Origin of the sequence: Methanosarcina spelaei (assembly GCF_002287235.1) — an archaeon.
Classification (GTDB): Archaea; Halobacteriota; Methanosarcinia; order Methanosarcinales; family Methanosarcinaceae; genus Methanosarcina; species Methanosarcina spelaei.
This window is the reverse complement of the sequence record NZ_LMVP01000368.1, coordinates 1-25,397: the sequence shown is the minus strand read 5'-3', so window position 1 is coordinate 25,397 and position 25,397 is coordinate 1. Positions and strand designations below refer to the sequence as shown.

Annotated in this window: 23 protein-coding genes; 8 read left to right on the top strand and 15 right to left on the bottom strand. The window is 39.4% G+C overall.

What is annotated here, in order from left to right:
* Window positions 1-66: 66 nt before the first annotated feature.
* On the bottom strand, window positions 67-345 hold the full coding sequence (locus tag ASJ81_RS14795; protein ID WP_095645058.1) for a YgaP family membrane protein: 279 nt from the start codon (window positions 343-345) through the stop codon (window positions 67-69).
* Between the two features lie 291 nt (window positions 346-636).
* Here ASJ81_RS14795 and ASJ81_RS14790 point away from each other — a divergent pair, with 291 nt between their 5' ends.
* Window positions 637-1,911 (top strand): YcaO-related McrA-glycine thioamidation protein, encoded by a 1,275-nt coding sequence (locus ASJ81_RS14790; RefSeq protein WP_095645057.1) that lies wholly within the window; start codon window positions 637-639, stop codon window positions 1,909-1,911.
* The gene (locus tag ASJ81_RS14785) at window positions 1,908-2,567 is read left to right on the top strand and encodes a TfuA-related McrA-glycine thioamidation protein (protein WP_095645056.1); all 660 of its coding nucleotides are present in this window, start codon (window positions 1,908-1,910) and stop codon (window positions 2,565-2,567) included. Before ASJ81_RS14790 ends, ASJ81_RS14785 begins: the two co-directional genes overlap by 4 nt.
* Window positions 2,568-2,736: 169 nt before the next feature.
* On the opposite strand, the gene ASJ81_RS14780 is transcribed toward ASJ81_RS14785, so the two are convergent.
* Together ASJ81_RS14780 and ASJ81_RS14775 are read right to left on the bottom strand one after the other, a co-directional pair.
* Window positions 2,737-2,994, bottom strand: a complete 258-nt coding sequence (locus ASJ81_RS14780) for a hypothetical protein (RefSeq protein WP_095645055.1) — start codon at window positions 2,992-2,994, stop codon at window positions 2,737-2,739.
* Window positions 2,991-3,974 carry a DUF7490 domain-containing protein gene (locus ASJ81_RS14775; RefSeq protein ID WP_095645054.1) on the bottom strand — a complete coding sequence of 328 codons (984 nt, stop codon included), beginning with the start codon at window positions 3,972-3,974 and terminating at the stop codon, window positions 2,991-2,993. The genes ASJ81_RS14780 and ASJ81_RS14775 overlap by 4 nt, the downstream gene beginning before the upstream one ends.
* A gap of 273 nt (window positions 3,975-4,247) precedes the next feature.
* Between ASJ81_RS14775 and ASJ81_RS14770 the strand changes: the two genes are divergently transcribed.
* From ASJ81_RS14770 to ASJ81_RS14760, 3 genes are all read left to right on the top strand, one after another.
* The gene (locus tag ASJ81_RS14770; RefSeq protein WP_095645053.1) at window positions 4,248-4,742 is read left to right on the top strand and encodes a universal stress protein; all 495 of its coding nucleotides are present in this window, start codon (window positions 4,248-4,250) and stop codon (window positions 4,740-4,742) included.
* 776 nt (window positions 4,743-5,518) lie between these two features.
* Window positions 5,519-6,061 (top strand): universal stress protein, encoded by a 543-nt coding sequence (locus ASJ81_RS14765; protein WP_275112564.1) that lies wholly within the window; start codon window positions 5,519-5,521, stop codon window positions 6,059-6,061.
* 181 nt (window positions 6,062-6,242) lie between these two features.
* The gene (locus ASJ81_RS14760) at window positions 6,243-6,740 is read left to right on the top strand and encodes a ferritin (RefSeq protein WP_095645066.1); all 498 of its coding nucleotides are present in this window, start codon (window positions 6,243-6,245) and stop codon (window positions 6,738-6,740) included.
* Window positions 6,741-6,944: 204 nt separating this feature from the next.
* On the opposite strand, the gene ASJ81_RS14755 is transcribed toward ASJ81_RS14760, so the two are convergent.
* From ASJ81_RS14755 to ASJ81_RS14745, 3 genes are all read right to left on the bottom strand, one after another.
* The gene (locus ASJ81_RS14755; protein ID WP_095645051.1) at window positions 6,945-7,925 is read right to left on the bottom strand and encodes a radical SAM protein; all 981 of its coding nucleotides are present in this window, start codon (window positions 7,923-7,925) and stop codon (window positions 6,945-6,947) included.
* 192 nt (window positions 7,926-8,117) lie between these two features.
* Window positions 8,118-8,543 carry a DUF5320 domain-containing protein gene (locus ASJ81_RS14750; RefSeq protein ID WP_095645050.1) on the bottom strand — a complete coding sequence of 142 codons (426 nt, stop codon included), beginning with the start codon at window positions 8,541-8,543 and terminating at the stop codon, window positions 8,118-8,120.
* 358 nt (window positions 8,544-8,901) lie between these two features.
* Window positions 8,902-9,435, bottom strand: coding sequence for a DUF134 domain-containing protein (locus ASJ81_RS14745; protein ID WP_170943332.1), 534 nt, complete (start codon window positions 9,433-9,435; stop codon window positions 8,902-8,904).
* A gap of 301 nt (window positions 9,436-9,736) precedes the next feature.
* Here ASJ81_RS14745 and ASJ81_RS14740 point away from each other — a divergent pair, with 301 nt between their 5' ends.
* Entirely contained in the window at window positions 9,737-10,456 is a 720-nt protein-coding gene (locus tag ASJ81_RS14740) for a terpene cyclase/mutase family protein (RefSeq protein WP_095645064.1), read from the top strand.
* A gap of 241 nt (window positions 10,457-10,697) precedes the next feature.
* Here the strand turns inward: ASJ81_RS14740 and ASJ81_RS14735 are convergent, their stop codons facing one another.
* The 9 genes from ASJ81_RS14735 to ASJ81_RS14690 form a co-directional block, all read right to left on the bottom strand.
* Window positions 10,698-11,639 (bottom strand): DUF1638 domain-containing protein, encoded by a 942-nt coding sequence (locus ASJ81_RS14735; RefSeq protein WP_095645049.1) that lies wholly within the window; start codon window positions 11,637-11,639, stop codon window positions 10,698-10,700.
* A 52-nt stretch (window positions 11,640-11,691) separates the two neighbouring features.
* Window positions 11,692-12,501, bottom strand: coding sequence for a DUF1638 domain-containing protein (locus tag ASJ81_RS14730; RefSeq protein WP_095645048.1), 810 nt, complete (start codon window positions 12,499-12,501; stop codon window positions 11,692-11,694).
* Window positions 12,502-12,617: 116 nt separating this feature from the next.
* Window positions 12,618-13,196 (bottom strand): TetR/AcrR family transcriptional regulator, encoded by a 579-nt coding sequence (locus tag ASJ81_RS14725; RefSeq protein WP_095645063.1) that lies wholly within the window; start codon window positions 13,194-13,196, stop codon window positions 12,618-12,620.
* A 526-nt stretch (window positions 13,197-13,722) separates the two neighbouring features.
* Window positions 13,723-14,124 carry a DUF2115 family protein gene (locus tag ASJ81_RS14715; protein WP_095645047.1) on the bottom strand — a complete coding sequence of 134 codons (402 nt, stop codon included), beginning with the start codon at window positions 14,122-14,124 and terminating at the stop codon, window positions 13,723-13,725.
* 608 nt (window positions 14,125-14,732) lie between these two features.
* Complete coding sequence (pylD, locus tag ASJ81_RS14710) at window positions 14,733-15,524, bottom strand: 3-methylornithyl-N6-L-lysine dehydrogenase PylD (RefSeq protein WP_141241748.1); 792 nt, start codon at window positions 15,522-15,524, stop codon at window positions 14,733-14,735.
* A 180-nt stretch (window positions 15,525-15,704) separates the two neighbouring features.
* Window positions 15,705-16,796: a 3-methylornithine--L-lysine ligase PylC gene (gene pylC / locus ASJ81_RS14705; protein ID WP_170943331.1), complete on the bottom strand. Its 1,092-nt coding sequence runs from the start codon at window positions 16,794-16,796 to the stop codon at window positions 15,705-15,707.
* 1 nt (window position 16,797) lies between these two features.
* Window positions 16,798-17,850 (bottom strand): methylornithine synthase PylB, encoded by a 1,053-nt coding sequence (gene pylB, locus ASJ81_RS14700; protein ID WP_095645045.1) that lies wholly within the window; start codon window positions 17,848-17,850, stop codon window positions 16,798-16,800.
* A 348-nt stretch (window positions 17,851-18,198) separates the two neighbouring features.
* Complete coding sequence (gene pylS, locus ASJ81_RS14695) at window positions 18,199-19,455, bottom strand: pyrrolysine--tRNA(Pyl) ligase (protein WP_095645044.1); 1,257 nt, start codon at window positions 19,453-19,455, stop codon at window positions 18,199-18,201.
* Window positions 19,456-20,356: 901 nt separating this feature from the next.
* Window positions 20,357-21,979, bottom strand: a complete 1,623-nt coding sequence (locus ASJ81_RS14690) for a methylamine methyltransferase corrinoid protein reductive activase (protein WP_095645043.1) — start codon at window positions 21,977-21,979, stop codon at window positions 20,357-20,359.
* Between the two features lie 1,140 nt (window positions 21,980-23,119).
* Here ASJ81_RS14690 and mtbA point away from each other — a divergent pair.
* On the top strand, window positions 23,120-24,139 hold the full coding sequence (gene mtbA, locus ASJ81_RS14685; protein WP_095645042.1) for a methylcobamide:CoM methyltransferase MtbA: 1,020 nt from the start codon (window positions 23,120-23,122) through the stop codon (window positions 24,137-24,139).
* A 1,107-nt stretch (window positions 24,140-25,246) separates the two neighbouring features.
* Window positions 25,247-25,397: B12-binding domain-containing protein (locus ASJ81_RS14680; RefSeq protein WP_170943330.1), on the top strand; the 151-nt coding region annotated here is incomplete at its 3' end.

Genomic DNA, 25,397 nt, shown 5'->3' with positions numbered 1-25,397 from the left:
TAAACTTAATTTCAGACAGGTTTTTACACTCACTAACGCAGCTCTGTTGAAAAAAAGGTTGGAGAATTAATATCTCCTGAAGTACTGTTTATTGAAATAAACTTCCTGCACAGAAGCTTTCTTTTTCTTTGCGGTACTGATTCCAAGAATGGAGTAGGGAGTGCAGTGTCTCAGGATTGAGCTAACAAGACCCGTAAAAGCGATCAGCGCAATAATCCATTTCCATCGAGATCTTTTTACAAGGCCTGTTGCTAGCACAAGAGTTGCAAGTACCCCATATATGGTTCGGCACAGGAGATCAAAGCCTCCTACATTTTCTTCCAAAAGCAATTTTTTAAGATTCATCGGACAAAACCCCCTTATAAGCCCTCTTACATACTTATAGATCCTTGAATATATAGCATTATTCCGTTTGTACTCCCTTTGTATTATATCCACATATGTTCGCAATACGTTCGTACTATACTTACAGTAAATTTGTATCATATTTGTAGTGTCTTTGCAGTATCCTTGCACCATGTTTATATTATATTTATATTCCCAAAAAGTCTGAAGAGAAATTATGTAGATCTCCCTAAAAGGTTGACATTCGAAAAATCACAAAATATAATAACAAGAGATGGAAGGTTTCTAATTATGCCTGAAATAAAACTTGACAGATCGATCTCATATCTCGAAGGTACACAGCGAGTATATGATGAAGCCACAACCCTGGAAAACACTAAAGATGAGATAAAAAAGATAGGGGTTACCCGAATTGCAGATATTACAAACCTTGACAGGCTAGGAATCCCTATTTTTTCGGCAATCCGCCCCAGTGCCGCAAAGGGAGCGATCAGTATATACTCAGGCAAGGGCTCAACTGAGCAGAGGGCTCGGATTTCGGCGATAATGGAAAGTTTTGAGCGCTGCCTTGCAGAAAGGCCTGGCCTGAACGCAAATATTAAAGGTGAGATTTCTGCCCCGGCCCTTGTGGAATCCTATGCCAGAGCTATAGAAAGCTGCACAGTGCTCGACCCTGCAACGCTACTTCTACCCCAGCCTTATCTTCCCCAGTCTTTGCTTGAATGGGTTGGAACATACGATTTGATGAACAACGAAGAAGTGTTCGTAAGCTCTAACTCGGTTTATCACCCGTACGATTCACCCGGACAATGTCAGAAACTCTTCCTGAGCAATACCAATGGGCTGGCGTCCGGAAACGTGATTGAGGAAGCTATTCTTCACGGGATGCTTGAGGTTATAGAAAGGGACGCAATAAGCATAGCACAGTATTCCCGCAATCTCGGAAAAGAAATCGTGCTGACTGAGAAAGATGGGTACCTGTACGAGCTTGCCAGCAAATTCAAAGATGCAGGAATAGAACTCAAAATCTGGCTGGTTCCGAGCGATACCGGCATTCCGACAGTAATAGCGGCAACTGACGACGTAAAACTTAAAGACCCTGCGCTTCTTGTCATGGGTGCAGGTTCCCACCTGAAACCCGAAATTGCAGTTGCGCGAGCTATAACCGAAGCTGCCCAATCACGAGTAGTTCAAATTCAGGGAGCAAGGGAAGATACGGATAGAGAAGGTTTTATCCGGAGTGTGGGATATGACCGCATGAAGCGGTTAAACCGGTTCTGGTTTGAAGATGGAGAAAAAATATCTCTTTCCGAAGTGCAGGACCTATCCAGAAAAAGCCCTGCAGAAAATATCGATGTAATCCTCGAAAAACTTAAGGGCCTTGCAGAAAGAGTGCTGGTGGTAGACCTCTCAAGAGAAGAGGTTAAAGTGCCGGTTGTGCGAGTAATAATTCCCGGATTCGAACTTTTTACTATTGACAGGGATCGGAAAGGAAAAAGAATCGGTTCTCAAAGGAAGAAAGAATTCTCCAGAAACAAAAATGAAAAGCCGTGGAAGAGACGATGACAGCAAGAGTGGCAATCTTTACAGGCAACAGCATTAGCCATGAGGACGCAAGAAAAATTCTCAGGGCAAATTACCAGCCTCCTGTATGTAGGTTCCAGCTTGAAAAATTCGTTCAGAAAGGGTATAAGGTAATAGGAATAATAGACGGAATCTTTTTTGACAGGGCGGCTGTTGGACACAGGGAGATTCTGTCTGCGCTTGATGCAGGCGTAAAGGTAGTTGGAGGTGCCAGCATGGGAGCTCTGCGGGCTTCTGAACTGGATGTCCACGGAATGATAGGAGTAGGAAAAGTTTACGAATGGTACAGGGACGGTGTAATTGAGTCCGACGATGAAGTTGCAGTAAGCACAAACCCTGACACTTTCGAGCCCATTTCCGTGCCCCTTGTCAATATGAGGGAAACACTGAAAGCCGCATTTGCCTCAGGACTTTTGAGTGAAGAAGAGCGTGACGGTCTCCTGGAGCTTGCAATTAACACTTATTATCCTGACCGGAGTTATTTCGGGCTTGTAAAAGAAGGGTTGAAAAAAGGGCTAATTCCGGAAGAAAAGAAAAAATCCATTCTGGATTTTTTCACAGGCAATGAGGTTGACGTAAAAAGGGAAGATGCGGTCCTGGTGCTTGAAACCGTAAAAAAGTTGATTGAAGGGGCCTGAAACTTAAAACCTCTCCTTTCAAACTTCTTCCGAACAGCAGCTTCTAACCTTCAAATTTATTCCAGTGTTTCTTATTTCAGGTTTTCTTATTCCAGTATTTTCTTATTCCAGTATTTTCTTATTCCAGTATTTTCTTTTTCAAGTCTTTTTTTCCAATGTCTTCTTTTTTTCAGCGTTTTACAATGTAAAGCTTAATGATGTACAGACTTGCAATCAAGACAAGGAAGTTGTAAATAGCCCTGAAAATTGGAATATATTGATGCTCAAACCAGATTTCAATTATCCGCTCTATGGAGAAATAGAGCTGGAAAGTGGCTACAAGCAGAAGCAGCATTGAAATAAGAAAGATTCCTTTTTTGAAATTCTCCCTCAGGTCCGACACTTTTTCCGCTTTTGGCTCTGGTCTCATGTCTAAGGTTTCACTCATGCAAACCGCCTCCTCAGAATTACTACCAAACAGATCAAAATTGCAGATAAAAATAGGCTGAATCCTGGTGAATCTTCTTTTGCACTTGTATATTCCTCTTCAGGAATCTCTTCGGGTTCCACCACATTTTCAAATTCGCTTGTCTGAATTTCTCGAGCTTTAGTGGTATTTTTATCTTTAATCTCAACTACGGGGTTGAGCTGAATATAATCTTCTCCACGCTCGACAATAGTATCATTGTTCCAGATCAGGACTTCTACAACGTAATTGTACTGGTCAGGCATTGTCAGATTGACAGTCTGGATAATTGTGGCTTCAGGTTTGATTTCTCCTGTGTGCGTCCAGACTTTATCCGCAAGGAGGCCGGCATCCATTTCACGGACCTTAACAAGCATGCGAAAATCTTTGCTGGTTTCCCTGCCTTCATTCGTCAGATAGATATCGCTTTCAACAAGGACTTTCCCGCCTTCCACTTTTTTCACCCTGAAGTCCATCTCGGGAATTCCAATCCCTGTTTCCTGTACATCGGCAGGCAAGGAACCCAGGTTGTAAACTTTGATTTCTCCATTGCTTTTCTGCACATTTTCCTCAAAAAGGACACTCTGAAGATCGTATCCTCCAACTTTCGGAAGGGTCAGGACCTGACTCACTGATTTCGTATCTCCTTTCTTTAGCGCTCCGAGTTCTATCTTCTTCTGTGTTTTAAGCAACCCGCTTTCACGGCTATATGCTTTAAGGAGAAGCGAGGTATTTTTCGCACTGTCCCCCTGTACTTTTTCGACATACGTTGTGACGTTCAGATCTATGAAAGCTGCTCCTGTACGGTCTGCTGAAATGTCCATATCCCTAACATTATAGTAGCTCTCTTCTTCAAAATTCTTGACACAGCCACTTCCAAGGGTGAAAACAATAATAGAGAATATTAAAGATAAACTTTTCAAAAATAAGATTTGAGATGACTTAATTCCCAATTTTTTCAAGATCTGCCCTCCTCTTTGATAATTATATTCCAAAGTATATACTTTTTGCCTTCATGGACGCTTTTTCTTCTTCAGAGAACAATTGAATGAAAATTATTAATATGAACACATCAATATTCAGATAGAGGACAAAATAAGGTGGTCAGAACATAGAACGCAAGTTTAAAGGACTTTAATTGTGATCTGTGCCTCTGAAGTACTGAAAAAAACCGTAAACTGTAAAAAAGATGAAAGTTATGGATACTGGAATACAGATTGATAAAATGAGGGGTAATGATGGGAACTATTGAAATTGAATCTAGACCGCAAAGACAGATACTGATCGCTACCGATGGCTCAGAAACAGCAAACGAAGCTGCAGACTTTGGGATCGAAATGGTTGGGTGTAGTGGGGCAAAAATATTTGCTGTTTATGTCATCGATACAACACCATACCGTTCAGTTCCGCTGGATCAAATCTGGTCAGACAAAGTGCTTGAAGAATTCGAGAAAGAAGGACGTGAAGCAACCTCTTATATAGAAAAAATTGGAGAAGCTGCAGGAGTGGAAGTGGAATCGAGGGTGCTTAAAGGCCATCCGGCTGAGAAGATTGTGACTTTTGCAGAAGATAATAATATCGATATGATCATAATGGGTTCACTTGGAAAAAGCGGATATGAGCGTGTACTACTTGGAAGCGTATCTGAAAAAGTTATAAGGCATGCAAAAATTCCGGTCCTGGTTGTTCGAGAACGGCATAAAAGTGAGAAAAAATTGATACAGGAATAACCAGTTCTGAGTAGCTAAATTGGACAATCTGATCCTTTTTAGAAATAATTTTAGGACTTACGCAGCTGAACCGAGAAATCAATATCATTAGACCATTAACTGTCTAGAATATGGTTTTAATCTCCGTTCTTTGACGTAATTGATTTTGTTTCTCAAATGCGTAAGTCCTAAATTTTTTAGAGCTAATCGCTAAGTTAAAGAATCAGCTTAAAGCGGGGTAAGTGGGAAAGAAAAGGGATAGAGAAATCTTTACAGAAAATCCTGATTGCTACTGACGGTTCGGAGAATGATGCGTGGGCAATAAGTGCCATTGATGTGATTTTGGTGGGCTCGCTCGGGAAAAACGATGCCGAACGATTTCTTCTTGGAAACGTATCTGAAAAAAAAAATCGTTGAAGAAGTTGTCAGAAACGCACAAGTTCCTGTACTTATCGTAGACGAAAAGAGCTTGCGAGAAGGATGAAATTCTGAAATATTTTAATGAGACAATTCCATAACTCAAATTTTTTTTGAGTTTATCATTGGAACTTATCTTTTGAATAATCAAGTTTCCGATCACGAAAGCAATTATAGAAACATAAATTAGTAAAAAATAAGACGGGTTTCGTTGTTGACTCATTAATAATAGCAAATCTAATAACAGATCTATAACAGATCTATGACAGATCTTAACAAACCTAATGGTAAATCTAATAACAAATCTAATAGTAATCTAATAGATCTGTAATTTAATGGGAGTAAGTATAGGGGGAGAATAACTATGGAGGAGAGTAAGTATAGAGGAGAGCAGTGAACTTAAACCAAAACCACAAAGACGAATTCTGATTGCTACTGACGGCTCAAAAGCTGCTGAAAACGTGGTGGATTTTGGGATGGAAATTGCTGGGTACAGTGGGGCAAAGGTCTATGCCTTATATGTCATAGATATAAGCTTTCTTGACTCCGTTCTGATGGATGAATCGTGGGTAAAAAATGTCTATGAACAATTTGAAAGAGTTGGCCGTGATGCAATTTGCTGCATAGAAGAAAAAGCAAAAGCTACCGGAATAGAAGCTGTACCCATACTACTTAAAGGAAATACGGCTGAAAAAATCCTTGATTTTGCAGAGAATCAGAAAGTTGACATGATTGTCATAGGCTCTACTGGAAAAAGCGGGGTTAAACGTTTCATGCTTGGAAGCGTATCCGAAAAAGTTGTGAGAAACTCAAAAATCCCGGTACTTGTCGTACATCAGAGAGTTAAACCTAAAAGTTTTGTTCGTTGTGGTCAAGAGGATAAAGAAATCTCAGCTAATATCGCATCTAATGAGACAAAGTGAAAAGTCGGAAATCTAAACCAAGAAACTGTACCAAGTAACTTTTTCAAACAAACTTTATAAGAAATTGGTCAAAAAGGAATATATGTTGACCAAAAAAGAACATATGTATACATACTGATCTCAAAAGGAAGAATTGCAGAACGAATTTTCAGGTTATATTCAGGAACGGGAGAAGAAACCAATGCTAAATGAAAAGATGGAAGAAGCACTGAATGAACAAATCAATAAAGAAATGTACTCGTCTTATCTGTACCTTGCGATGTCAGCGTATAGTTCATCAGTTGGGCTTCCGGGCTTTGCCCACTGGTTTAGAGTCCAGGTTGACGAAGAAAATATTCATGCAATGAAGCTCTTTGATTACGTAAACAGCCAGGGTGGAAAGATTAAACTTAAGGAGATCAAAGAGCCACCCATAGAATTTGGAACAGCCATGGAAATGTTCCAGCAGACCCTGAAGCACGAACAGTTCATCACCCGCTCAATTAATGAGCTGGTAGAGCTTGCCCATGCTGAAAAAGATGAAGCTACGGCTTCTTTCCTTCAGTGGTATGTTGAAGAGCAGGTCGAAGAGGAAGAGAACGACAACGAAGTTATCGCCAAACTGAAAGGCATTGATAAAAATGAATATGTAGTTTATTCAGTTGATCAAGAGCTGGCAAAAAGACCTCCACCCAGATAAATTGTAATAGAGGAAATAAAAATTGGAAAGATGTTCCTTTTTCAGAAGCTTAAAAAAGTAATCTCAATTTTGAAGATTGAGAAACTAAAGCCATAACCTTTTTCTTGTTATTGAAGAACACCTTTATTCTCTGAGAAAAGTCCATTTTCTCTAAAAATTATTTTTCAAGATAAAGGCGGCTAGCAGTGTACATTTTTGTGGAGTTCATTTTGCTCTGTAATACTTTTCAACCTCTGAGCTTATTATCTCTATTTTGCCTTCACCAAGCAATTTCTCGAGCACAGAGGAGAGATTTTCAGGGTTGATATTTAAACTCTGGCATGTTTGTTCAAAAGTACAGGGTCTTCTTAGGAGGAGGGCGTACACCTCCTCATCCACATTTGTACGTAACACTTTTACTTTCTTCTTTTTTTCCTTCAAAACCAGCTTTACTTTTCTATCTCCGAATTCAAAAATGAAACGCTTTGCAATTTCCTTTAGCTTTTCCTCTGGAACTGGTCTCACCCATTTTTCGGAAGGAGGACGGCTTATTGTTAAAATTTCGATCTCTTCCGGGCATATGTACCTGATTGTTTTTACCAGCTCTTCGATCTCTTCGTCAGTAAAATTAAGGGGCCTACCAGCTTTGTTCTCTAGGAGCATGACCTCAAGTGCAAGTCTATTTCCAATTCCAGATTTTGCAAGTTTCCTCAAACCCTCAATTATTTCTTTCAGATCAATTCCCGGAGCAGGTCTATGAATTTTTCTCCAGGTCTCTTCATTTCCAGAAACAAGGGTTGCAACTACTAAATCTGCCTCTGCCAGATTATTTTGAACGTCTTCTCTTCCCAGAAGAGAAGAATTCGTAATTACGCAGATCGGAACCCCACTTATTTTCCTGATATTCCGGATTATTTCCCCTAAAGAAAGGTTCAGCGTAGGTTCGCACGTACCGGAAAATGTAATATAGTCCAGGCCCTCGATATTGTTAATTAACTTTTGAAGGCTTTCGGAGACCTCTTCTGGAGTCACAGCTTCTCTTACATCTTCAGGGCTTCTGATTTTTAGCTCAGCGTACCCGAGCTGACAGTAGATACAGTCGTAGTTACAGTTCTTTTTCGAGCCGGTATTTTTTATTACATCTACCCCCAGAGACCTACCGAGCCTTCTTGAAAGAATTGGGCCGTAAACGATTCTTGACCTCATTTTTAAGTCTTCCTTTCACAAAAAATCAGAATCCGAAAAAGGGAAAATCTAGCAGGAACTTCCAGGAATATAGAGAGAAATCCCTCTATGTTCCAGCCAGAAATTTATTTTTTAAAACTCACCTATGAATGAATTCGGAATCCGTCAATGGATTATCTGTTAATGAACTCGTTTATGAATTTATTTGTCAATTTATTTATTTTCATCGCTTTCCTTGAACAATAGTCTTTTCAAACTTTCCATAAGGGTTTCAAGTTCCTGTTTCAGGGATCCTATCCGGTTCTCAAGGAAATCGATATTCGGTTCTGCGCTGGTCTGAGCAGGCTCAGGATAGTAATATCCAGGGTACTTACCTCGGGCAGCAAACTCCCCACCTCTTCCAAAACCTGGGGTTTTCCTGCAGCAGAAACCCACACCTGTTCTGCGGCCTGCACCTCGGCCTACACCACGGTTAACTCCACGGTTAACTCCACGGTTAACTCTACGGCCAACGTTCCGGCCTGCATCCGCAGGAACTCTGGTCATATAACCCGGACTGTCACTACCTGAGCAGTAACCCATAGCTCGTCCTGTCTTTGATCCCTCACCTACTGGACCTTTTCTGTCTCCATGTGGCATTGTTTCCAACTCCTTTCATTGTATCTTTAATTTATCATTGATTTTGTAAAGTCATAATATGATCAGGTAAAAATCTTTAAACAACCCTGATAAGACAAACTGAACTGAAATGGCAAAAGAACACTAGTGTCTCGGCAATTTAATTGTTGAGCATAATCTTGATAGCTTCCATCAGCATACAACGATTTTGAGCTCATAAGGTTACCAATAACTAAATTTTCATGACACTAGTGTTGCATCAGCAGTAAAATGTCGTATAAAATCGGTTACAATTATTCAAAATCGTTCAATCTTTGAGGATTGACGCGACACTAGTTGTGCCTTTTCCTCCCACTCTTTTTTCGAGCTACTTTTTAACTCACTTTCTGACCATAGGGCTTCCGCATTTCTCGCACTTCACCTGGTTGCAGGCAACTCCCGGAGTGTGGGGAGTTTCATACCCACAGGCCGGACATACGCAATTTTCTCCATTTCCACCGAACCGTCCTCCCTGGCCTCTGCCCTGTCCGCGGTGCCTTCCGCCGCCAACCTGACCCTGACCTGCAGGACCTGTTCCGTCCCCTCTTGGCATCCTGTAATCTCCTCCTTCAATTCTTATTGCTTTTCCATGGACAAGCGCTTCGGTTACTTTTTCAAGTGCTTTTTTCAGAGCCCTCTGAAAGGTGGACTGGTGAACCTCCATACGGACCGCAGCCTCACTCTGGGAAAGTTTTTCCAGAAAGCTGAGTCTCATGGTCTCGAGTTCGTCGATTGTCAGCAGGATCTCTTCGGGAATTTCATTTTCTGGACTGAAAGGCCTGAACTGCCTTGCCGAATGTTCGAAATCCACAATCCTTCGTTTTCTAGGGCGCACAATTATGCATAATGATGCAAAATATATATAGTTTTGCATTCATTCAGGCTCTAGCTCCAAAATGGCCATCAGAGTAAAAGAAAGAGGAAGTGTCGGTCAAGTTTTAATATATGAAGCCTGAAAAGGAATCAGTACCAAAACCTAGTGATGAATTTAAAGTTCAAAATCACTAGGTTTTGTAATTAGTCATAATCCTTGTGACATAACTTAAAAATTGAAGTCTTTAGATGTCGAATATTGATTTTGATGATAACTGGACTCTTCTTGCTAACTCAGGTCTTCAATTAAAAAATACGAAAATCACTGGATTTTGGAACAGAGTCCTGAAAAGCACAATAAAATGTCAAACAACCTGGAATTTGATATTGTGGAAAACAGTTTTGAATGGCTCTCTGCCCAGCGAATTCAGTCCGTAAAGGGACTTTCAAGTACCTTATCCGCACATGCCCTCTGGGAACTTCCAAACCCTTACATAACCCGCCTTATTCTTGAACAGGATAACGATGGTTCCTGGAACTCTTCAATCAGAGACACCGCAAGGGCCTGCTCAGCCCTTTCAACAGAAGGAATAGTATTCACGGCTTCAGCGAGATGGCTGCTCGCCAGAAAAAAAGAAAACTTTTGGAACAGAGATGTTTACGACACAGCCTATGCCCTTGCAGCGCTTGCAGACATGGGAATTCAGGACAAAGACGGATGCGACTGGTTATTCGAAAACTATTGCCCTGCCTGGGAACAGGTCGGTACAACTTCCCTTATAATTACAGCTCTCAAAAAGCAGGATAGTCTGGCAAAGACCAGAACCTTTGAAACTTTTATCCAGGAAAAAGCCAGATGGATTCTTTCAAAAAAAAGGCTAGACGGCGGCTGGATACACATTTCCACAAGCAATCTTGCAATTCAGGCCCTGCTTCTTGCAGGTTTTAAAGATGATGTTGAAGATTCAGTTCACTGGCTCCTTGAAAATGTCCATGAAAATGGAGCATGGGGAAATAAAGACGACGATATAAACGCTACTGCTCTGACTCTAAGTACATTGGGATTTTATAAAAAGACTTAAAAAACTTGAAAAAACTCGAGAAGACTTGAAGAGACTTGAAAAAACTCAAAGAGACTCGAGAAAATTTAAAGAGACTTGGAAAAAAATCATAAAGACTTGAAATGATTTGAAATGGTTTGAAGTGGCTTGAAGTGGCTTGAAATGACTTAAAATTACTTCAAGTGGCTTGAAATAATAAAAAATTTGTCTTCGTTATTTTGTTTTTCCTTCTTTTATTTTCAGCGTATTCTGTTAATTATTTTTAATCTGATAATACTCTTTTACAAACATTGTTTTTGGCATTTAGATAGGACTTATTTGCTATTTCCATACTTCCTTCCATTTCAGTAATACTCATATCAAAAGTCCGGGCATAATTTAAGACATTTATATCGAATTCACTTCCTGTAGAAATATTATTATTGATTTTGACAACCTTTTTATAATGCCTTTTCAAAAAACTGTCATTAAAGTCAGAAGTGTTATTAGATTCCGTTCTCATTTGTTTCCAACTAGAAGCCCACATTGGAGTCAGATATATCATACCCGTACCGTTCCCACCCTGCATAACTTCAGCATAATTATCGTTGCCTCCAAGAGCTACGCTGATACAATCATCCACAATCTCTCCTTTTTCATCTTTGAGAAAGTAAAGAGAGCAAGGGAGATCTTTAAATTTTTCTTCCGTGTTCCTCAGAGAGTGCCCACAATTTCCATAGAAAATAAGAATGCCATCTGAAAAAGCTGCCATTTTTTTAATATGTTGATAGATTTCAGACCTTAAAAGTTCACAATCTGCATGTAGACCAAGTTTCAGAGTGTTTACAACGACAATAGGCTTTTCATTGTTCATTTCATTGTTCTTGTCATTGTTCTTTTCATTGTTCTTTTCATTGTTCTTTTCTTTACTCTTTTTTCTGATATGATGAGGTATTTTCTCAAAAAACGGAAGTTTCAATAAAAGCTTCAAGATATTCACAGATGCAGAGTTATATACGGAGTTATTTACCTCTTTTAAAAAAATAGGCACCTTGTCTAAAGGAAAAAGTCTGAGCTGGCAATTTCTGGATTTAAGCTTTCGAACAAAACTGAAACTTTGCCTGTTTTCAACTATAATTAATTGACCCAAGTCATGGTCTTCTGAGAGGACATATGCCAGTTCGTCTTCAAGCATTTCACAGGCAATTATGCTAAGTACAGGCATCCGCTCACCATTCGTTTACAAATACAAAATTATTTCAACATTTTGTTTTTTTCTAAATTTCCATTTTGAGTTCGTTATAGCAATCTTTAAAGATTTCCTGATTACCATCATCGAATTCCAAAATTTCGAAATCAAACAAATTTGCAAACTCCCGAATAGAAGCGTCGAAATTTTCGGTATATTTGAGGCCAGTATTAATCTTAGCAACTCTTTTGTAACCAATCATTTCATGGGTTTTTTTCATTAATTTCAACGCTTTGACAGGGTCTTTATTTAGCTTATTCAGGTCAAGTATTTCCTTCCAGCCTTTGCTGTACATGGGAGTAAAGAGGTATGTTCCAGCATCACTAACACTTTTGAGTATCTTTAGATAGTTATTAACTCCTCCTACAGTAGCTCCTATGCAGTCGTCTACAATCCTGTGGTCTTTGTCTTTAAGGATGCGGACAGGACATGAGATTGAACTAAGTCCAAAATCTTTTTCAAAATCTTTTTCAACATCCCCCAGTACATTCCCACATAAGCCGTAAAAAAGCAAAATACCCGACGAAAAAGGAGCAAGAATCTTTATAGTCTTATATACCTTAATTTTCAACTCTTTAGGACTTCTATGAAGACCCAATTCCATCAGATTAATCAGAACCGTATATTTATTACACTCACTTTTAATTTCGGGAAGTGAGGAAATATCTTCCAGAGAGAGTACTTTGTACTGAAGGTTTACTTTATCCAGTTTTTCTACGAATTCCCGGATATTTTCATTATCAACTATAATGATCTCATCAATGGAAGAGTCATTTTCAAGAATCCAGATAATTTCATCCTGCATAATCTTGCATGAAATAATACTCATAGTGGGCATTGAGATACTCCCCTCAGAAGTCTTGCCAGAAAATCTAATTTTTTTCGAAAAATAAATTGATTTATATTAGAAGAATATGCTTACTTACATATAAGTAAGTTGCGGTTATGAAAAAATCAATCCTTCCACCCAAGGTCGGATTTAATTAGAGAAATTGATCTAATTAGTGTTTTTCTCCCTTTAATGCTGGATAATTGTCTGGCACCCATTAAGGCTTCGACTACTAATTCTGCACGTGCCTCCACAGGATCGGAAAAACTAAATTCTCCCTGTTTGAGACCAGTTTTAAGAACTTTGGAAATCCAGGTCAAGATATCATCCAGTAACAGCAAATTTTGCTTTTTAACTTTCTCCGGAAGTTCTTCAAAATCGAGAATTACCGAGCCTGGAGGACAGATACTTTTGCCTTCATCAAACTCCTTCAGTGCATAATCAAAGTAGTATTGAAGCTGATCACGGGCTGAGCCTCCAGATTCTATTATTTGAGTAATATTTGCAGCTAAATTCTTTCTGCTGTCTTCGAGCAAGGCTGCAACCAGATCTTCTTTTTTGGGGTAGTAATTATGAATTGCTGCATTCTTTATTCCCAGTTTTTGAGAAATATCTTTGTAACTAAATCCATTATAGCCTCTACATTGCAAAAAAATTCTTGCATAATAGAGTATCTTTTGGTTAGTCTCGTTCATATCTTTCATAACAACACTTGTACTCTTTAATGAGTTGATTGAATAGTGCTCATTCATATAAACTTAGTTCTTCGTTTTATTAAATGAGAAACCTCTGACGTTTTATATTATCTGACGTTTCATATTAGACGTTTCATATTATCTGACATTTCAATTATCTTACATTTCATGTTATCTTACATTTCATGTTATCTTACATTTCATGTGATATATGCACCAGTATTATACCCATCCGGCTATATCTTCTGTTTTAGTTGTCATAATCATCACTCTTACAAGGCATTCCTCTGAAAAAGCCAAACATTCAAACTCCAGAAAGCGTGAAGCACTTTATCAAACAGAATCTGAACTTCACAATAAAATTTATTAATTTTATCATAATAAACGATTTGGAGAAGGATTTAGACAGCGCTTTGAGAAGCCATGAATAACCTCCGATTTTAGATTACTATCAAAAATCCCACCTAATCTGCACACAGTTTCACTAAATGCTGCAAATCTTCACTGAATGTTTGAGGAAATGTTCACTTAAATATTAATCAGTCACCCTGCAAACACAATATTTACACAATGACATAGCTTCCAACATATGCTTACTTTTAACAGGGCAGAAATAGTTGTTGCCTTTTCTAAAAATCTTCTTGTTATCTTTGACGATCATGTCTGGAGGATGTAGTGGCTTCTTTGCTATAAAAGCCAAATATGTAGATATAATTCGAACATACCTTTTTAAGTCTGTTTGATAAGATGCATTCTCATCCATATATTGATTTATTCGTAGAGTAAAATCCTTCAGTTTGTCAGGGTCAATATCTTCGAGTATATCTATATCTATGCAATTCCGGTTTATCAGTTCGGAGAATATCTCCAGATTATATCTTGCAATACACTGGATAATATATTGGATACTTCCTGGAGGGTTCTCAATATGCTCCATTTCATATGTACGTGCCTTTGTCAAATACTAAGGAGAAATGTTATCAGCTTCTTTCTTTAAGAAAAACAACAGTTCACAAGAATTAATATACTCACCTCAAATTATCGTGTAATACATCAAATTATCGTGTAATACATCAAATTATCGTGTAATACACCAAATTATCGTGTAATACATCAAATTATCGTGCAATACATCAAATTATCGTGCAATACCTCAAATTATCGTATAATAGCCGTTTTAAGGACAAAAACGGGCATATTAACTATTGCTCAGTAAAAATACAGAAGCAGACAAAGGGTTTCATATAATTCGAAATTTTATTTCAGACTACTTAGATAACTGAAATCTCATTTTTTAAATTTATTAGCATTATTTATTAGCAAGATACTTACTTACATGTAAGTAATTGATCGTTTAAATAAGTAACCAATTAACCAAAGATAGAAATATCCGATTACATGAAACAGATATTCAGAGATTCCCTCATTGGTAAAAGGCTTTGAATCGCTTCCTTCAAAAAATAACCTGAAGCTTCTGTCTGATATATAAATAATCATTGCCAAGGCAAAAAGGCAATGATTTATAAATCAAACACCACTCGAGTGTTAGAGCACAGAATACAGCATTGATACCGTTCCAATTCCAAGAGGTTCCGCTACAAGTTGTACATCATATTTCGTTTGAAGTTCTTCAGAGATTGCACAGGGAATTCCTGGAGTTGAAAGCACGCAGTTCTCCGAAAGTACAGATTCAGGAATAGTGTTTGCGCATGGAGTCGCTTCGAAAATAATGGAAAACTTTTTTGGCTTTTCAGGGTTGAACGGGATAACCCCGAGGTTTGAAACGGCTCTCTGAATGAGGTTTTCATCAGGATCATAACCGTAAACCCTGAAACCTTTTTGCACAAGGTGGGCTGCTCCGGGAAAACCTACCTTTCCGAGCCCCACAACAAATACGTCCTTTGAATAGGCTTTCAGATATCTGGAAGCAATCTCAGCATAAATTATACCTGTGCAGGGTTGGTTATTGGCCATTTTTCCGTTTTTGAGGTTATGCGCAAGAAAAGTGTAGTCGTCGGCCATGAGAATAATCTCAGCTCCATCCCGCACAGCTTCATAATAGCCGCTAACATCCGGCATATCCGTAACAAAACTTTCAAATCCGAAATACTGCGTAATCGCATGCAGAGAAGCCGAAAAGTTTCCTATTATTCCATTTCCCGAAGTTACAGGAACAATACCTACTTTTTCGGAACTAGGGGAAGTACCGTAGAGAGCCTTACAGATGCCTTTTATGTCAAGCCCTGTTACTCTTTGAACAGTAGAATCGGCTTCCTGAAGCTGCTTATTAATATTTATCAAATCTTTTGGAGTTAAAAGTGCCATTTTTATCGCCATTTTCTGTTTTGGAAAATTTAAGTCTGATTTCATTAGATTTGGATTTTATAAATTTCAATTTCCTTAAACCTGAGTATTTAATGTTATTTTATCAAAATTTGAGTGTTTCTAAGCCTTAGATTCACTAAATATTATTTTTCATTTCCATTTTAATTTACTTTCCAAATCTTTAATACTCTTTCAGACAGCCGCTTCGAAACGATCTTTCAGAAGTGAAAGTCCTTTGCATTTTTTTTCCCCGGCTTCTTCCCTGTCTTTGCCCCAGAAAATCAGGGTAAATACCGGATTCTCTCCTTTGCATAGAAAAATTTCAATGCCAGGTTCTTCATAGAATTTTCCGTAATCACTCCCCATGGAAAGTACCTGTTCTCCCACAGGAACAAGAATCCCGTTTTCTCCGAGCATAAGATGCTCGTAAATGCAATATTTATTCTCGGGAAAAGACCCGGTTTCCTCAACACCGTCAGTAAAAGCACGGAACAGGAGTTCTATCAGGTTGATCCCTGAAGAATAATAAACAGCTGTCGGGGTCTGGCTTGGGAAACGAGCATCAATTTCGATTACTTTAAGCCCTTTTGGACCGAAAATTGCTTCCACGTCCATAATTCCTTTCAAGTAAAGGTTTGCTGCAAGAGCATGAGAGATCTGCCTGAATAAAGGATTAGCAGGAAGCGGAGTTACCATGTGACAGTCATAAGTTTCGTCTATATGGACCTGGGTCTCTTTTACCACGACAAAATTACTTCCATCCCCTACAACTTCGAGAGAAACGACCTCGCCTTCCACATATTCCTCAACCAGCATGTCAGGCTCAAGGGTTCCAAGCTCTTCATTATCGTAGATGATCCCGGCTCCTACACTACTGCTTTCACATGGGGGCTTTACAAAATAAGGTGGCTCTGAAGGCCTGTCCTGCGGAGTCGGGACTCCTATGGACTTAAAGTAATCTTTTGAACTTTTCTTATCTCTGCTTATCCGATAAGCATCAAAATCGAAAAGAACCGGACAAGAGAACTTTTCTTTGATTGAATTCAGAAATTCGATGCAGGCCAGATTTTCGTTGACAGGAAGTATAGCATCAACCTTTTTTGAGAGATCAAGGAGTTTCTCAGGCTCCTTTATTACGTCAAAACAGTAAAATTCATCCGCATAGTTACGGATGAGAGCCTGCGGATTTTTATCTACCAGAATTACTTTTATTCCGGCTTTTTTAGATAGATACGCAGCTTCGAAGCCCTGGAGTTTCCCACCTACAAGACAGATCGTTTTCAAGCTAGCACCCCAGGATTGTCTCAAAGTCAGCCTGCCGGGCAGGTTTCATACCCATGATTTCAAGCCTTCTGACAACACTTTTTATGTCCCTGTCTCTTTCTTCAAAGCCACGGTCATAGTTTGCAACGCCTTCCAGTTGGGAATCGGGAGGAAGAATAGAAGTAACAATATTTGCTCCTGCGTTTAAACGGTGGACCATGCCGTCAATACCTTCCAGGTCAAGGGAAGCAGGAATGAGACGTTTGGGAAACATTAACCTGAGAACCGAGATGATTTTCAGTTCCGAGAGATTTGATTTATCTCTGAAACCTTCAAGCGGGGTTCCATCCTGGGGCAGGAAGGTCATAACTCTGACCATATCAGGATTGTTTGTACTCATTCCCCTTAAGGACAGAATAGTGGATTCAATATCATTTCCAACCCCTGTGAGGATTCCGTCTTCTATACAATATCCCTGATTTTTAGCAAAACGGCGTGCATCGACACGGCCATCAAATGATTGTCCAACTCTGAGTTTCCTGTAGAGTTCAGTGTCATATGTTTCCTGGTAAAGGGCAAGGAAGTTTGCTCCCTTTTCCCTGGCTTTGAGAAGAGTAGCATTATCCATCAATCCCGGAGAAATCATTATGGGTAACCCAAGTTCCTCTTTTACTATCTGGACAAGCTCAACGAACCGGTCCGGATCTTCATAGTAATAGGGGTCTTCTCCCATGGTCAGGTCAACCATATGAAAGCCTGCTCCTTTCAGGGCTTTGCAGGTTTCTTTTATTTCTTCCATAGTCAGTCGATAGCGATGGATCTCGTTTCGACAATTATAGTAGCAAAAAGAACATTGATTTTTACAGTAAGTAGAGAAATAGATGAAACAATTAAGAAATACCCTGTTGCCAAAATAATGATCTCTTACTTTTCGCGCTGCAGAGTAGAGTCTTTCCAGGTCTTTTTCGGATTCAAGGGAAAGAAGGGCTCTCAGGTCGTCATCAGTTAATTGGTACCCTTCAATGACCTTTTCCCCTAAACTGTCAAATTTATCAAGTGCCATTTTTTGGATCAAAATTTCACCCTCTCATAAATTATTTAGATGTTTATCGACCCTCAGAGGCCGATTACCAGTTAAATCTCGCCATTTAGTGTATTTGCCACATTGAGTTTTTACGGTCTTATTTTTGATTCAGCACTAAGACTTTACTTTTTGTCATTAATTATTGCCATTGATACTGACACTTTAATTTTTTTTATTTCGATGTTGCCATTTTACTTTTTGCAGTTAGATATTGCCATTCTCTACTGCTATTCAATATTGCCATTCTTTACTACATTCTATATTGCCATTCAATGTGAAGTTCTAATATCTTCAATCTGTTTTTAGCGCCCTCAAACTACTTTAAATGGGTTTTCAAACTTACAAACTGGTTGAAATGCCATTATAGTAAGATTCTGACCTTGATGCCCTTTTAATATTTTTAAAATTGTACATAACCTTGAGCAAGCGCTCAAGCCCGAAACCTGCACCTATCCAGGGTTTGTCAATGCCCCATTCCCTATCAAGAGGAACCGGTCCGACAACTGCTGAAGAAAGCTCCAGGTCCCCGTGCATTATATCGAGAGTATCACCATAGACCATACAGGAATCTCCTATGATTTCGAAGTCTATTTCCAGATAGTCCAGAAACTCTTTGATGAGGGCTTCAAGATTTTCCCGGGTACAGCCCGAACCCATCTGACAGAAATTCACCATTGTAAATTCTTCAAGGTGTTCTTTGCCGTCAGACTCTTTCCGGTAACAAGGTCCGATTTCAAAGATCTTTATCGGATCCGGTAAAATCCTATCGAGTTTTCGCAGGTAGTTGTAAAGATTAGGGGCAAGCATCGGCCTCAAGCAGAGATTTTTATCTATCCTGAAGACCTGTTTTGAAAGTTCAGTATCATTGTTAATACCCATTCTCTCTACATATTCTGCCGGAATAAGGATAGGTGACTTGATTTCCAGAAAACCCCGGTCCACGAAAAATTTCGTAATATCCCGTTCGAGTTTTCCGAGATAGTTTTCCCTGTCATCGGCATAGATCCGCTGAAAATCGTCTTTTCTTCTTGTCACCAGTTCGGACTCAAGTTCCCTGAAAGGCTTTGTCACATTGAGAGAAATTTTATCCTCTGGACTTAAGAGAGCTTCAACCCTATCAAGCTGGCTTCGTGTAAGTGCAGGAGCAGGTGCTGATGCTGGAATAGACGAACTTAGAGCTGATTTTGCAGGCGAAGGTACAGATTCAGATTTGTTCGTTGACGCCTGTGCAGAAGGATTCTCCAGAGGCTTCGGAGCCCTTGAGACTGATTTCGGCATGGCTTTCTTGACCTTCGGAGCAGAAACTACCTTAACTTTTACACTGGTTTTGCTCTCGCTCGAGTTTGTGAGGAAATTAGTTATATCTTCATTCGAAACTTTGCAATGTTTGCAGGTTTTCCTGTATTTATGATGTCTGAGTGCTCTGGCTGTTCTACAACTCCTGGAATTGTTCACAACAAGATGGTCTCCGCACGCCATTTCAATATATATCTTCCTTCTTGAGACCTCATAGTATTTGATTTTGTGGAGCATGCCAGTCCTGGACATCCAGAGCCCGGTAGCAGATATTAGAGCATCTAATGGTTTTTTATCCATAGTGTCACCCCTGGTGAATTAAAAGCCCGGATGATTTCCAAGAAATAGTATTTCAAAATCCCGGCTTACTGAATATAAGCACGGAGTCAGCAATTTGCTGACAGCTACCCGGAAATTAAAATCGATCCACATAACAGAAACAATTTATATAGTCTGGGAAAGTATCTCCAGCTTTTATAAAAGATTCCGGCGGAATATTCTGAATGTATCTTGAATGTTATTATATTACCATTCCGGGATTCAGAAATATGGCGGAAACCCCGGGAATCTAACCCGGCTGAACGGATTTAGAGTCCATTCGATCTACATGATCAGATTTCCTCCTAGGCAAAATAGATTGAACAAGCGTTTTGCTTCCTATATGGTGGTCTTAATTAATAGTATAAAATAATATTGTTTAATATATATGTTTATTGGTGAAAAATTAAGGAAAATAAGTTATTATTTATAAGTTTATTGCCCGAGTCCCGTCACCCGAGTTCCGTCACCCGAGTTCCGTCACCCGAGTCCCGTCTCGGGAGGACGGAGACCTTTTCGCTTCGCTCAAGAGGGATGAATTATGGGCAAGATAAGTTGTTTTTCAATTTTACCGAAAAGGACTGATTTACCTGCAAACCTATTAAAAAGGATTGAGCGCAAATCTTTTCAAAAAAAGTTTGATCAAAAACCCCTGATAACGTTTGAGTTTTAGAATCTTATCCCCAAGCCCTATTAGCGTGATCAACCGGCGCAACGGTTGCGGGTCAACGGTTGTGGAACAACCCTTTTCAAAAAAGGCTTGACCGAAAATATATTAGCAACGACAAGGTCAACATCGTAACGTTTGTGGGTTAATGGTTGAACTGTGTGAAGAAAAGGTAAAAGTAAGAAAAGTTAGTGGGAATCTAATTCCCACTATAGATTATTTTGCTGTAATTTTCAGTTTTGTTATATCGATAGCATCTTCGGGGCAGACACCGACACAGCGGCGGCAGCTTGTACCAAGGCACTTCTGGCTGTCGTACTTTGCGATTCTCTGACTGTCTCTTTCTACGATTTCAAGAGCATTTTCTGGACATTCTTTTACGCATTTTTTGCAGTAGACGCACTTTTCCACCGGGACTTCGAGGATTATACCAATTTCTTTGAGGATGGAAAGCCCGCCTGATCCGACCTCTTCTATGTCTTTGCTGACTCTCTTTTCGATGCTTACGTGTTCGAGAATTTTCGGGAGAGGAGGCAGGTTGTAGAGTTCAAGCATCTGGTCGTACATCTCAAGTGGCATGCCCTGTGTCCAGTAGGAAAGCTCACAAAGGTAGAAATTGTTGAAAGTCTCGCTGGTCGCCATCATGAGATGGTCGGCAGTAATTTTCTTTGCAATCGCAATTACGTCATCCAGCCTGGATTTTTCCAGTACAAGTTCCCTGGCAAGCGCAAGCGAGGTATTTCCGAACTGGACAATTTTTTTTGCATAACCCGGTGCGGCTCCGAGCCTGCGTGCATCTTCAGCGTCCACATAAGCTCCAGAGGCTCCTGACATATATGCATACTCCAGGTCTTCGTACTTGATTCCGGATTCAACGATAAGTGTCATATGGGCAGCCCGAATTGCCCCAATAGCTTTTCCTGCTTCTTCGACATCCTTTTCAGTGATCTCAATCCCGGGACCCAGGATCAGCTTTCCGTTCGGAAGTTTAGGAGATCTCTCAATCAGCCCGCTTCTCAGTGCAAGAGAAAAAGCCGAGATGACTCCTGTACCTGTGATCCCGATTGCTTCACATCCGTAGGACTCCTTTATCTCCCCCGTAATCGGATCAATAAGATAAGCATTCTGTTTTTCCATTTCCCTGTCAAGAACTATAATTTTCCAGTACTGCCCTTCTGGCTTTACATCACAAATCGCACCCGGGCTTGCAAGCATGCCTGAACTTATCCCCTGCCCTTCAATCGCAGGTCCTGCTGCTGCGCTTGCAGTGATAATTCGATCCCCTATTTTCAGAGCCATTTCGGCATTTGTCCCGTAATCGGTGACAAGCGAAGGTTCAGAGTGGATAAGGAAATCGGTTTCAAGCATCATAGCCAGAGCGTCAGCCCCAATTTCGTGCTTGATTGCAGGGGGTACGATAACTTCACAGTTGTGCAGATCTTTTTCCCCGAAAATTTCGGATGCAGAAAACATACGGGCATCTCTTTTTACATTCCTGACTCCAAGCATCTTCTGCTTGTTTTCTCCTGCATAGGCAAGGTCCCTTATCTCAGTATTCTGGAAAAGGGAAAGCTGTATAGGGTTTCCACAGACTGCAAGCCGTTCCACACTGTAAAGGTCAACGTCAAACCGCAGGAACATCCTCCTGATTGTCTCGATGATTACCTCGTGAGCCACATCTTCACCTGTTGTGATTGCAAAGTCCAGGTGGTCCATAACATTCCCTCCGGGAAGGGGATGACCCATGGTTATGACTGTCTTTAAGGTTTCCTTCGTTTCAAGATCAATAAGCTGGGCTCTAAAACCGCTGGTACCCAGATCAAGTGCTATTCCATACATTTTTCAGGTCCTCCGAAAGCATATAATGTTTTGAGGCGTCCGGCAGTAAGAACAACCTCATAAAAGTGTGGGATATGAGGACTATAATTTAGTTAAATTTCTAATTCGGCGTCAATAGGGAAAAGATATAATAATTTTAGAATTTAGGAACTATATAAACTATTACCAGTACCTGACTAGAAGGTATTAACAATCAGTTATTAGGCTTTGTAGAGATTTTCTGTAAACCTGTATCTTCAGGTAGAAACTCAACTAAAGTTGTTAGTTTTAAGCTCATTAGATTACCAATAATTAAATTTTCATGGCACTAATGTCGAATCAATCGTCAAAAGATAAATGATTTTGAATAATTGCAATCGCTTTCATACGATATTGTTAATAATGTGTGTAAATGGATCGAGTATTACGGCTATTGCTAATATTGATCTTGATTTTTTCAATAAAGAATAAGCAAAAAATATTAATTTAGAGAAACTGGAAAGTAATTTTGAAACTATCCCGCATTGAAGAGTTTTTCCATCATGTCCTTTCTTGGAGTTAAAAATGGCATTATAAAAATTGTATTTGTATTTTCATGTTCTCAGCCTTCACTTTTGAGAACTTTACCATAGTTTTTGAAATTTCAATGGGTAGAATTTTTTACAGTTTCCTAAAAACATGAGTTCCAGTTCCCCTATTTCCTTTCCGGTTTATTAAAGTAAGCTACATTGGTCATCGGTTAAGGAAAAATCGTTATCAATTGCATTGATTTTCATAAAATTTGTTAAATTATTCATCAAATGCAAAACTGGAATCTGATATCGATTTCAATTTAAACACTAAACATTTGGGTTTGAGTTTTTCCGTCGAAATCGAGATCAGCAGCTCAAAATCCTTAACCGAATACAAATGAAGTAAGCTATACAAACGGATACAAAAAGTGATAAAATAGCAAATCATAGAACATTTAAGATATTGTTTCCGGCAGAGTTCAATAAAACAAATTTACTTGTTTTGAAGAATTTTTCAGCCTATTCCGGCTGTTCAATTGATAAGTTTTTATAACATAATTTTTAATTAAAGGGTATAAATACATATTTATTAAATAGTATGTATTTTTCGTAATCTTATGCACCTATAAAAATAAGAGAGGGATTATAAATGGCAAAATATACCCCAAAAGAAAGATTGTACCGTGCATTAAGGAAACAACAGGTGGACAGGATGCCAGCTGTCTGTTTCACTCAGACTGCAACTGTTGAACAGATGGAAGCTTGTGGAGCCTACTGGCCAGAAGCCCATGCCGACGCAGAGAAAATGGCGACTCTTGCGGAAGCAGCACACACTGTAGTAGGTTTTGAAGCTGTGAGAGTTCCCTTTGACATTACAGCTGAAGCCGAATTTTTTGGCTGCGGAATAAAGGCCGGCGACCTGAAGCAGCAGCCGTCAGTGATCAAACCCAGCGTTAAGAACCTGGAAGATCTGGATAAATTAAAGAACTACAACCTGAAAGAAGGCAGAATTGCAGTGGTCCTCGAGGCCGTCAAGATACTCTCCGAAAAATATGGGAAAGAGCTCCCGATTATAGGGTCCATGATAGGTCCTTTCTCTCTTGCCCAGCATATTAACGGAGATGCCTGGTTCGGAAACCTTTTCACAGGAGAAGAGATTGTTCCCGCACTTCTGGACTTCTGCTCGGATTTCAATGTAGCATATGCAAAAGCAATGGTCGAAAACGGTGCAGACACCATAGCTATCATTGACCCTACAGCAAGCTATGAGCTTATTGGTGGAGAGTTCTACGAGAAGTATGCTCTGCCCTATCAGAAAAAGATAGCTGACGCAATGAAGGAACTGGATGTGGCTACAGTACTTCACATTTGCGGAAACACAACTAACGGCCTTGGAATTATGGACAAGACCGGTGTAAACGGGATTAGCGTAGACCAGAAAGTAGACATCAAGACCGCAACAGGTAATGTGAAAGACGCAATCATTGTCGGAAACCTTGACCCTGTAGCCGTGCTCTGGAATGGAACTCCTGAAGAGATTGAAGAAGCTTCCAAGAAGGTCCTTGAAGCAGGCGTTGGGTTACTCACTGTTGGCTGCGGGACTGTCAGTATGACTCCTACAGTTAATCTCCAAAAGATGATTGAGTGCACAAAAAACTACACATACTAAAGACATTACTTAACAGGATCAGATACTAAATATATCGGACACTGATAGTGTGCCATATTAACAGAATTTAAAAATGGATCAGCCGGCCTTAAGCCGGCCTTATTTTTAAGGATTTTCCAAAAAATTACTTCATCAAATCTGATCTTTATCTCCTAATCTCGAATTTTTCAGGATAATTATGTATTCTTCCCGCAGTGTCAAATTATTATTTTAAGATCTCCTTTTAAGAATTTGAAATATAGAGTCTTAAAGCAGGAGACAAATGCCTTGAAGAAGAAGACAAATGTCTTGAAGAAGAAGACAAATGTCTTGAAGTAGGAGATTGAATATATCGAAAAAGATTACGGCGACTCCAAATATTAGTATTTATAGTTTTCGCTTTAATGCCCAATATTATCGAAGATCTTTCATAAAAAAGATTTATAGCACAAGACTTTGAAGTTGAAGAGTGCATATATAAAGGAAATTACAATGGCTTGAAATTCCGATATTTATATTTTTCGCTTCTATGCTTAGATCTTGAGTTTAAGAGAGAAAATAATGGAAAAAAGTCCTTAATTATATCACTAAAAATTACAAATTGCTTTTATCTAAAACTTTTACAACTTGAAATCATAACAAATATAGTATTCGTTTATATAGTATAATTTTAATCTTTGTTTAGGGATTGAGTCTGAATGTTCAGGACAATTCCAGGCAGTTCCAACAGGCATACTGTTGGGAAATTCGGGATATAATGCTAATTCGACTGGGAAACAAATTTGCAGTTTCCGGCAAGTAAATTCCCCGGTAACAATGTCATAAGAGAAGAAATTATTCACAAAGGATCCCGAACATATTCGGGCAAAATGGCAATGACAGTGAGTAATTTTGAATATAAACAGTCAGAAAATTCGTAAAGGAACCTCCTTGCGCCTAATGGCTGAAAAATATAAGGCAGCAAGGATCTGAACCTAAAACGAGAACCCCATGCAAACGCTCTTTTTTAGTTAGCAGAGCTTGGGTCTGTGTTCAAGCATAAAGCCTTTGCGAAAAAATGACTCTGGAGACATTTTACTGCCCAACGATACTGCACAGAACTGCAAATCTCAGTGGAGGTTTACAAAAATGGCAAATCAAGAGATATTTGATAAGTTACGCGACGCAATCGTAAATCAGAACGTTGCAGGTACTGCACAGCTATGCAAGGAGGCCCTGGCTGCAGGAATTCCGGCGCTTGATATTATTACGAAGGGCCTGTCCGTTGGAATGAAAATTG

Coding starts and splice junctions, on each gene's coding strand:
- ASJ81_RS14730 (WP_095645048.1), bottom strand. CDS start 12,501: ATGCCCACTATGAGTATTATTTCATGCAAGATTATGCAGGATGAAATT.
- ASJ81_RS14715 (WP_095645047.1), bottom strand. CDS start 14,124: ATGGAGCATATTGAGAACCCTCCAGGAAGTATCCAATATATTATCCAG.
- mtbA (WP_095645042.1), top strand. CDS start 23,120: ATGGCAAAATATACCCCAAAAGAAAGATTGTACCGTGCATTAAGGAAA.
- ASJ81_RS14740 (WP_095645064.1), top strand. CDS start 9,737: ATGTCAAACAACCTGGAATTTGATATTGTGGAAAACAGTTTTGAATGG.
- ASJ81_RS14760 (WP_095645066.1), top strand. CDS start 6,243: ATGCTAAATGAAAAGATGGAAGAAGCACTGAATGAACAAATCAATAAA.
- ASJ81_RS14690 (WP_095645043.1), bottom strand. CDS start 21,979: ATGTATGGAATAGCACTTGATCTGGGTACCAGCGGTTTTAGAGCCCAG.
- pylD (WP_141241748.1), bottom strand. CDS start 15,524: ATGGCGATAAAAATGGCACTTTTAACTCCAAAAGATTTGATAAATATT.
- ASJ81_RS14745 (WP_170943332.1), bottom strand. CDS start 9,435: ATGCAAAACTATATATATTTTGCATCATTATGCATAATTGTGCGCCCT.
- ASJ81_RS14795 (WP_095645058.1), bottom strand. CDS start 345: ATGAATCTTAAAAAATTGCTTTTGGAAGAAAATGTAGGAGGCTTTGAT.
- ASJ81_RS14725 (WP_095645063.1), bottom strand. CDS start 13,196: ATGAAAGATATGAACGAGACTAACCAAAAGATACTCTATTATGCAAGA.
- ASJ81_RS14790 (WP_095645057.1), top strand. CDS start 637: ATGCCTGAAATAAAACTTGACAGATCGATCTCATATCTCGAAGGTACA.
- ASJ81_RS14735 (WP_095645049.1), bottom strand. CDS start 11,639: ATGCCTGTACTTAGCATAATTGCCTGTGAAATGCTTGAAGACGAACTG.
- ASJ81_RS14755 (WP_095645051.1), bottom strand. CDS start 7,925: ATGAGGTCAAGAATCGTTTACGGCCCAATTCTTTCAAGAAGGCTCGGT.
- ASJ81_RS14785 (WP_095645056.1), top strand. CDS start 1,908: ATGACAGCAAGAGTGGCAATCTTTACAGGCAACAGCATTAGCCATGAG.
- ASJ81_RS14780 (WP_095645055.1), bottom strand. CDS start 2,994: ATGAGTGAAACCTTAGACATGAGACCAGAGCCAAAAGCGGAAAAAGTG.
- ASJ81_RS14750 (WP_095645050.1), bottom strand. CDS start 8,543: ATGCCACATGGAGACAGAAAAGGTCCAGTAGGTGAGGGATCAAAGACA.
- ASJ81_RS14770 (WP_095645053.1), top strand. CDS start 4,248: ATGATGGGAACTATTGAAATTGAATCTAGACCGCAAAGACAGATACTG.
- pylS (WP_095645044.1), bottom strand. CDS start 19,455: ATGGATAAAAAACCATTAGATGCTCTAATATCTGCTACCGGGCTCTGG.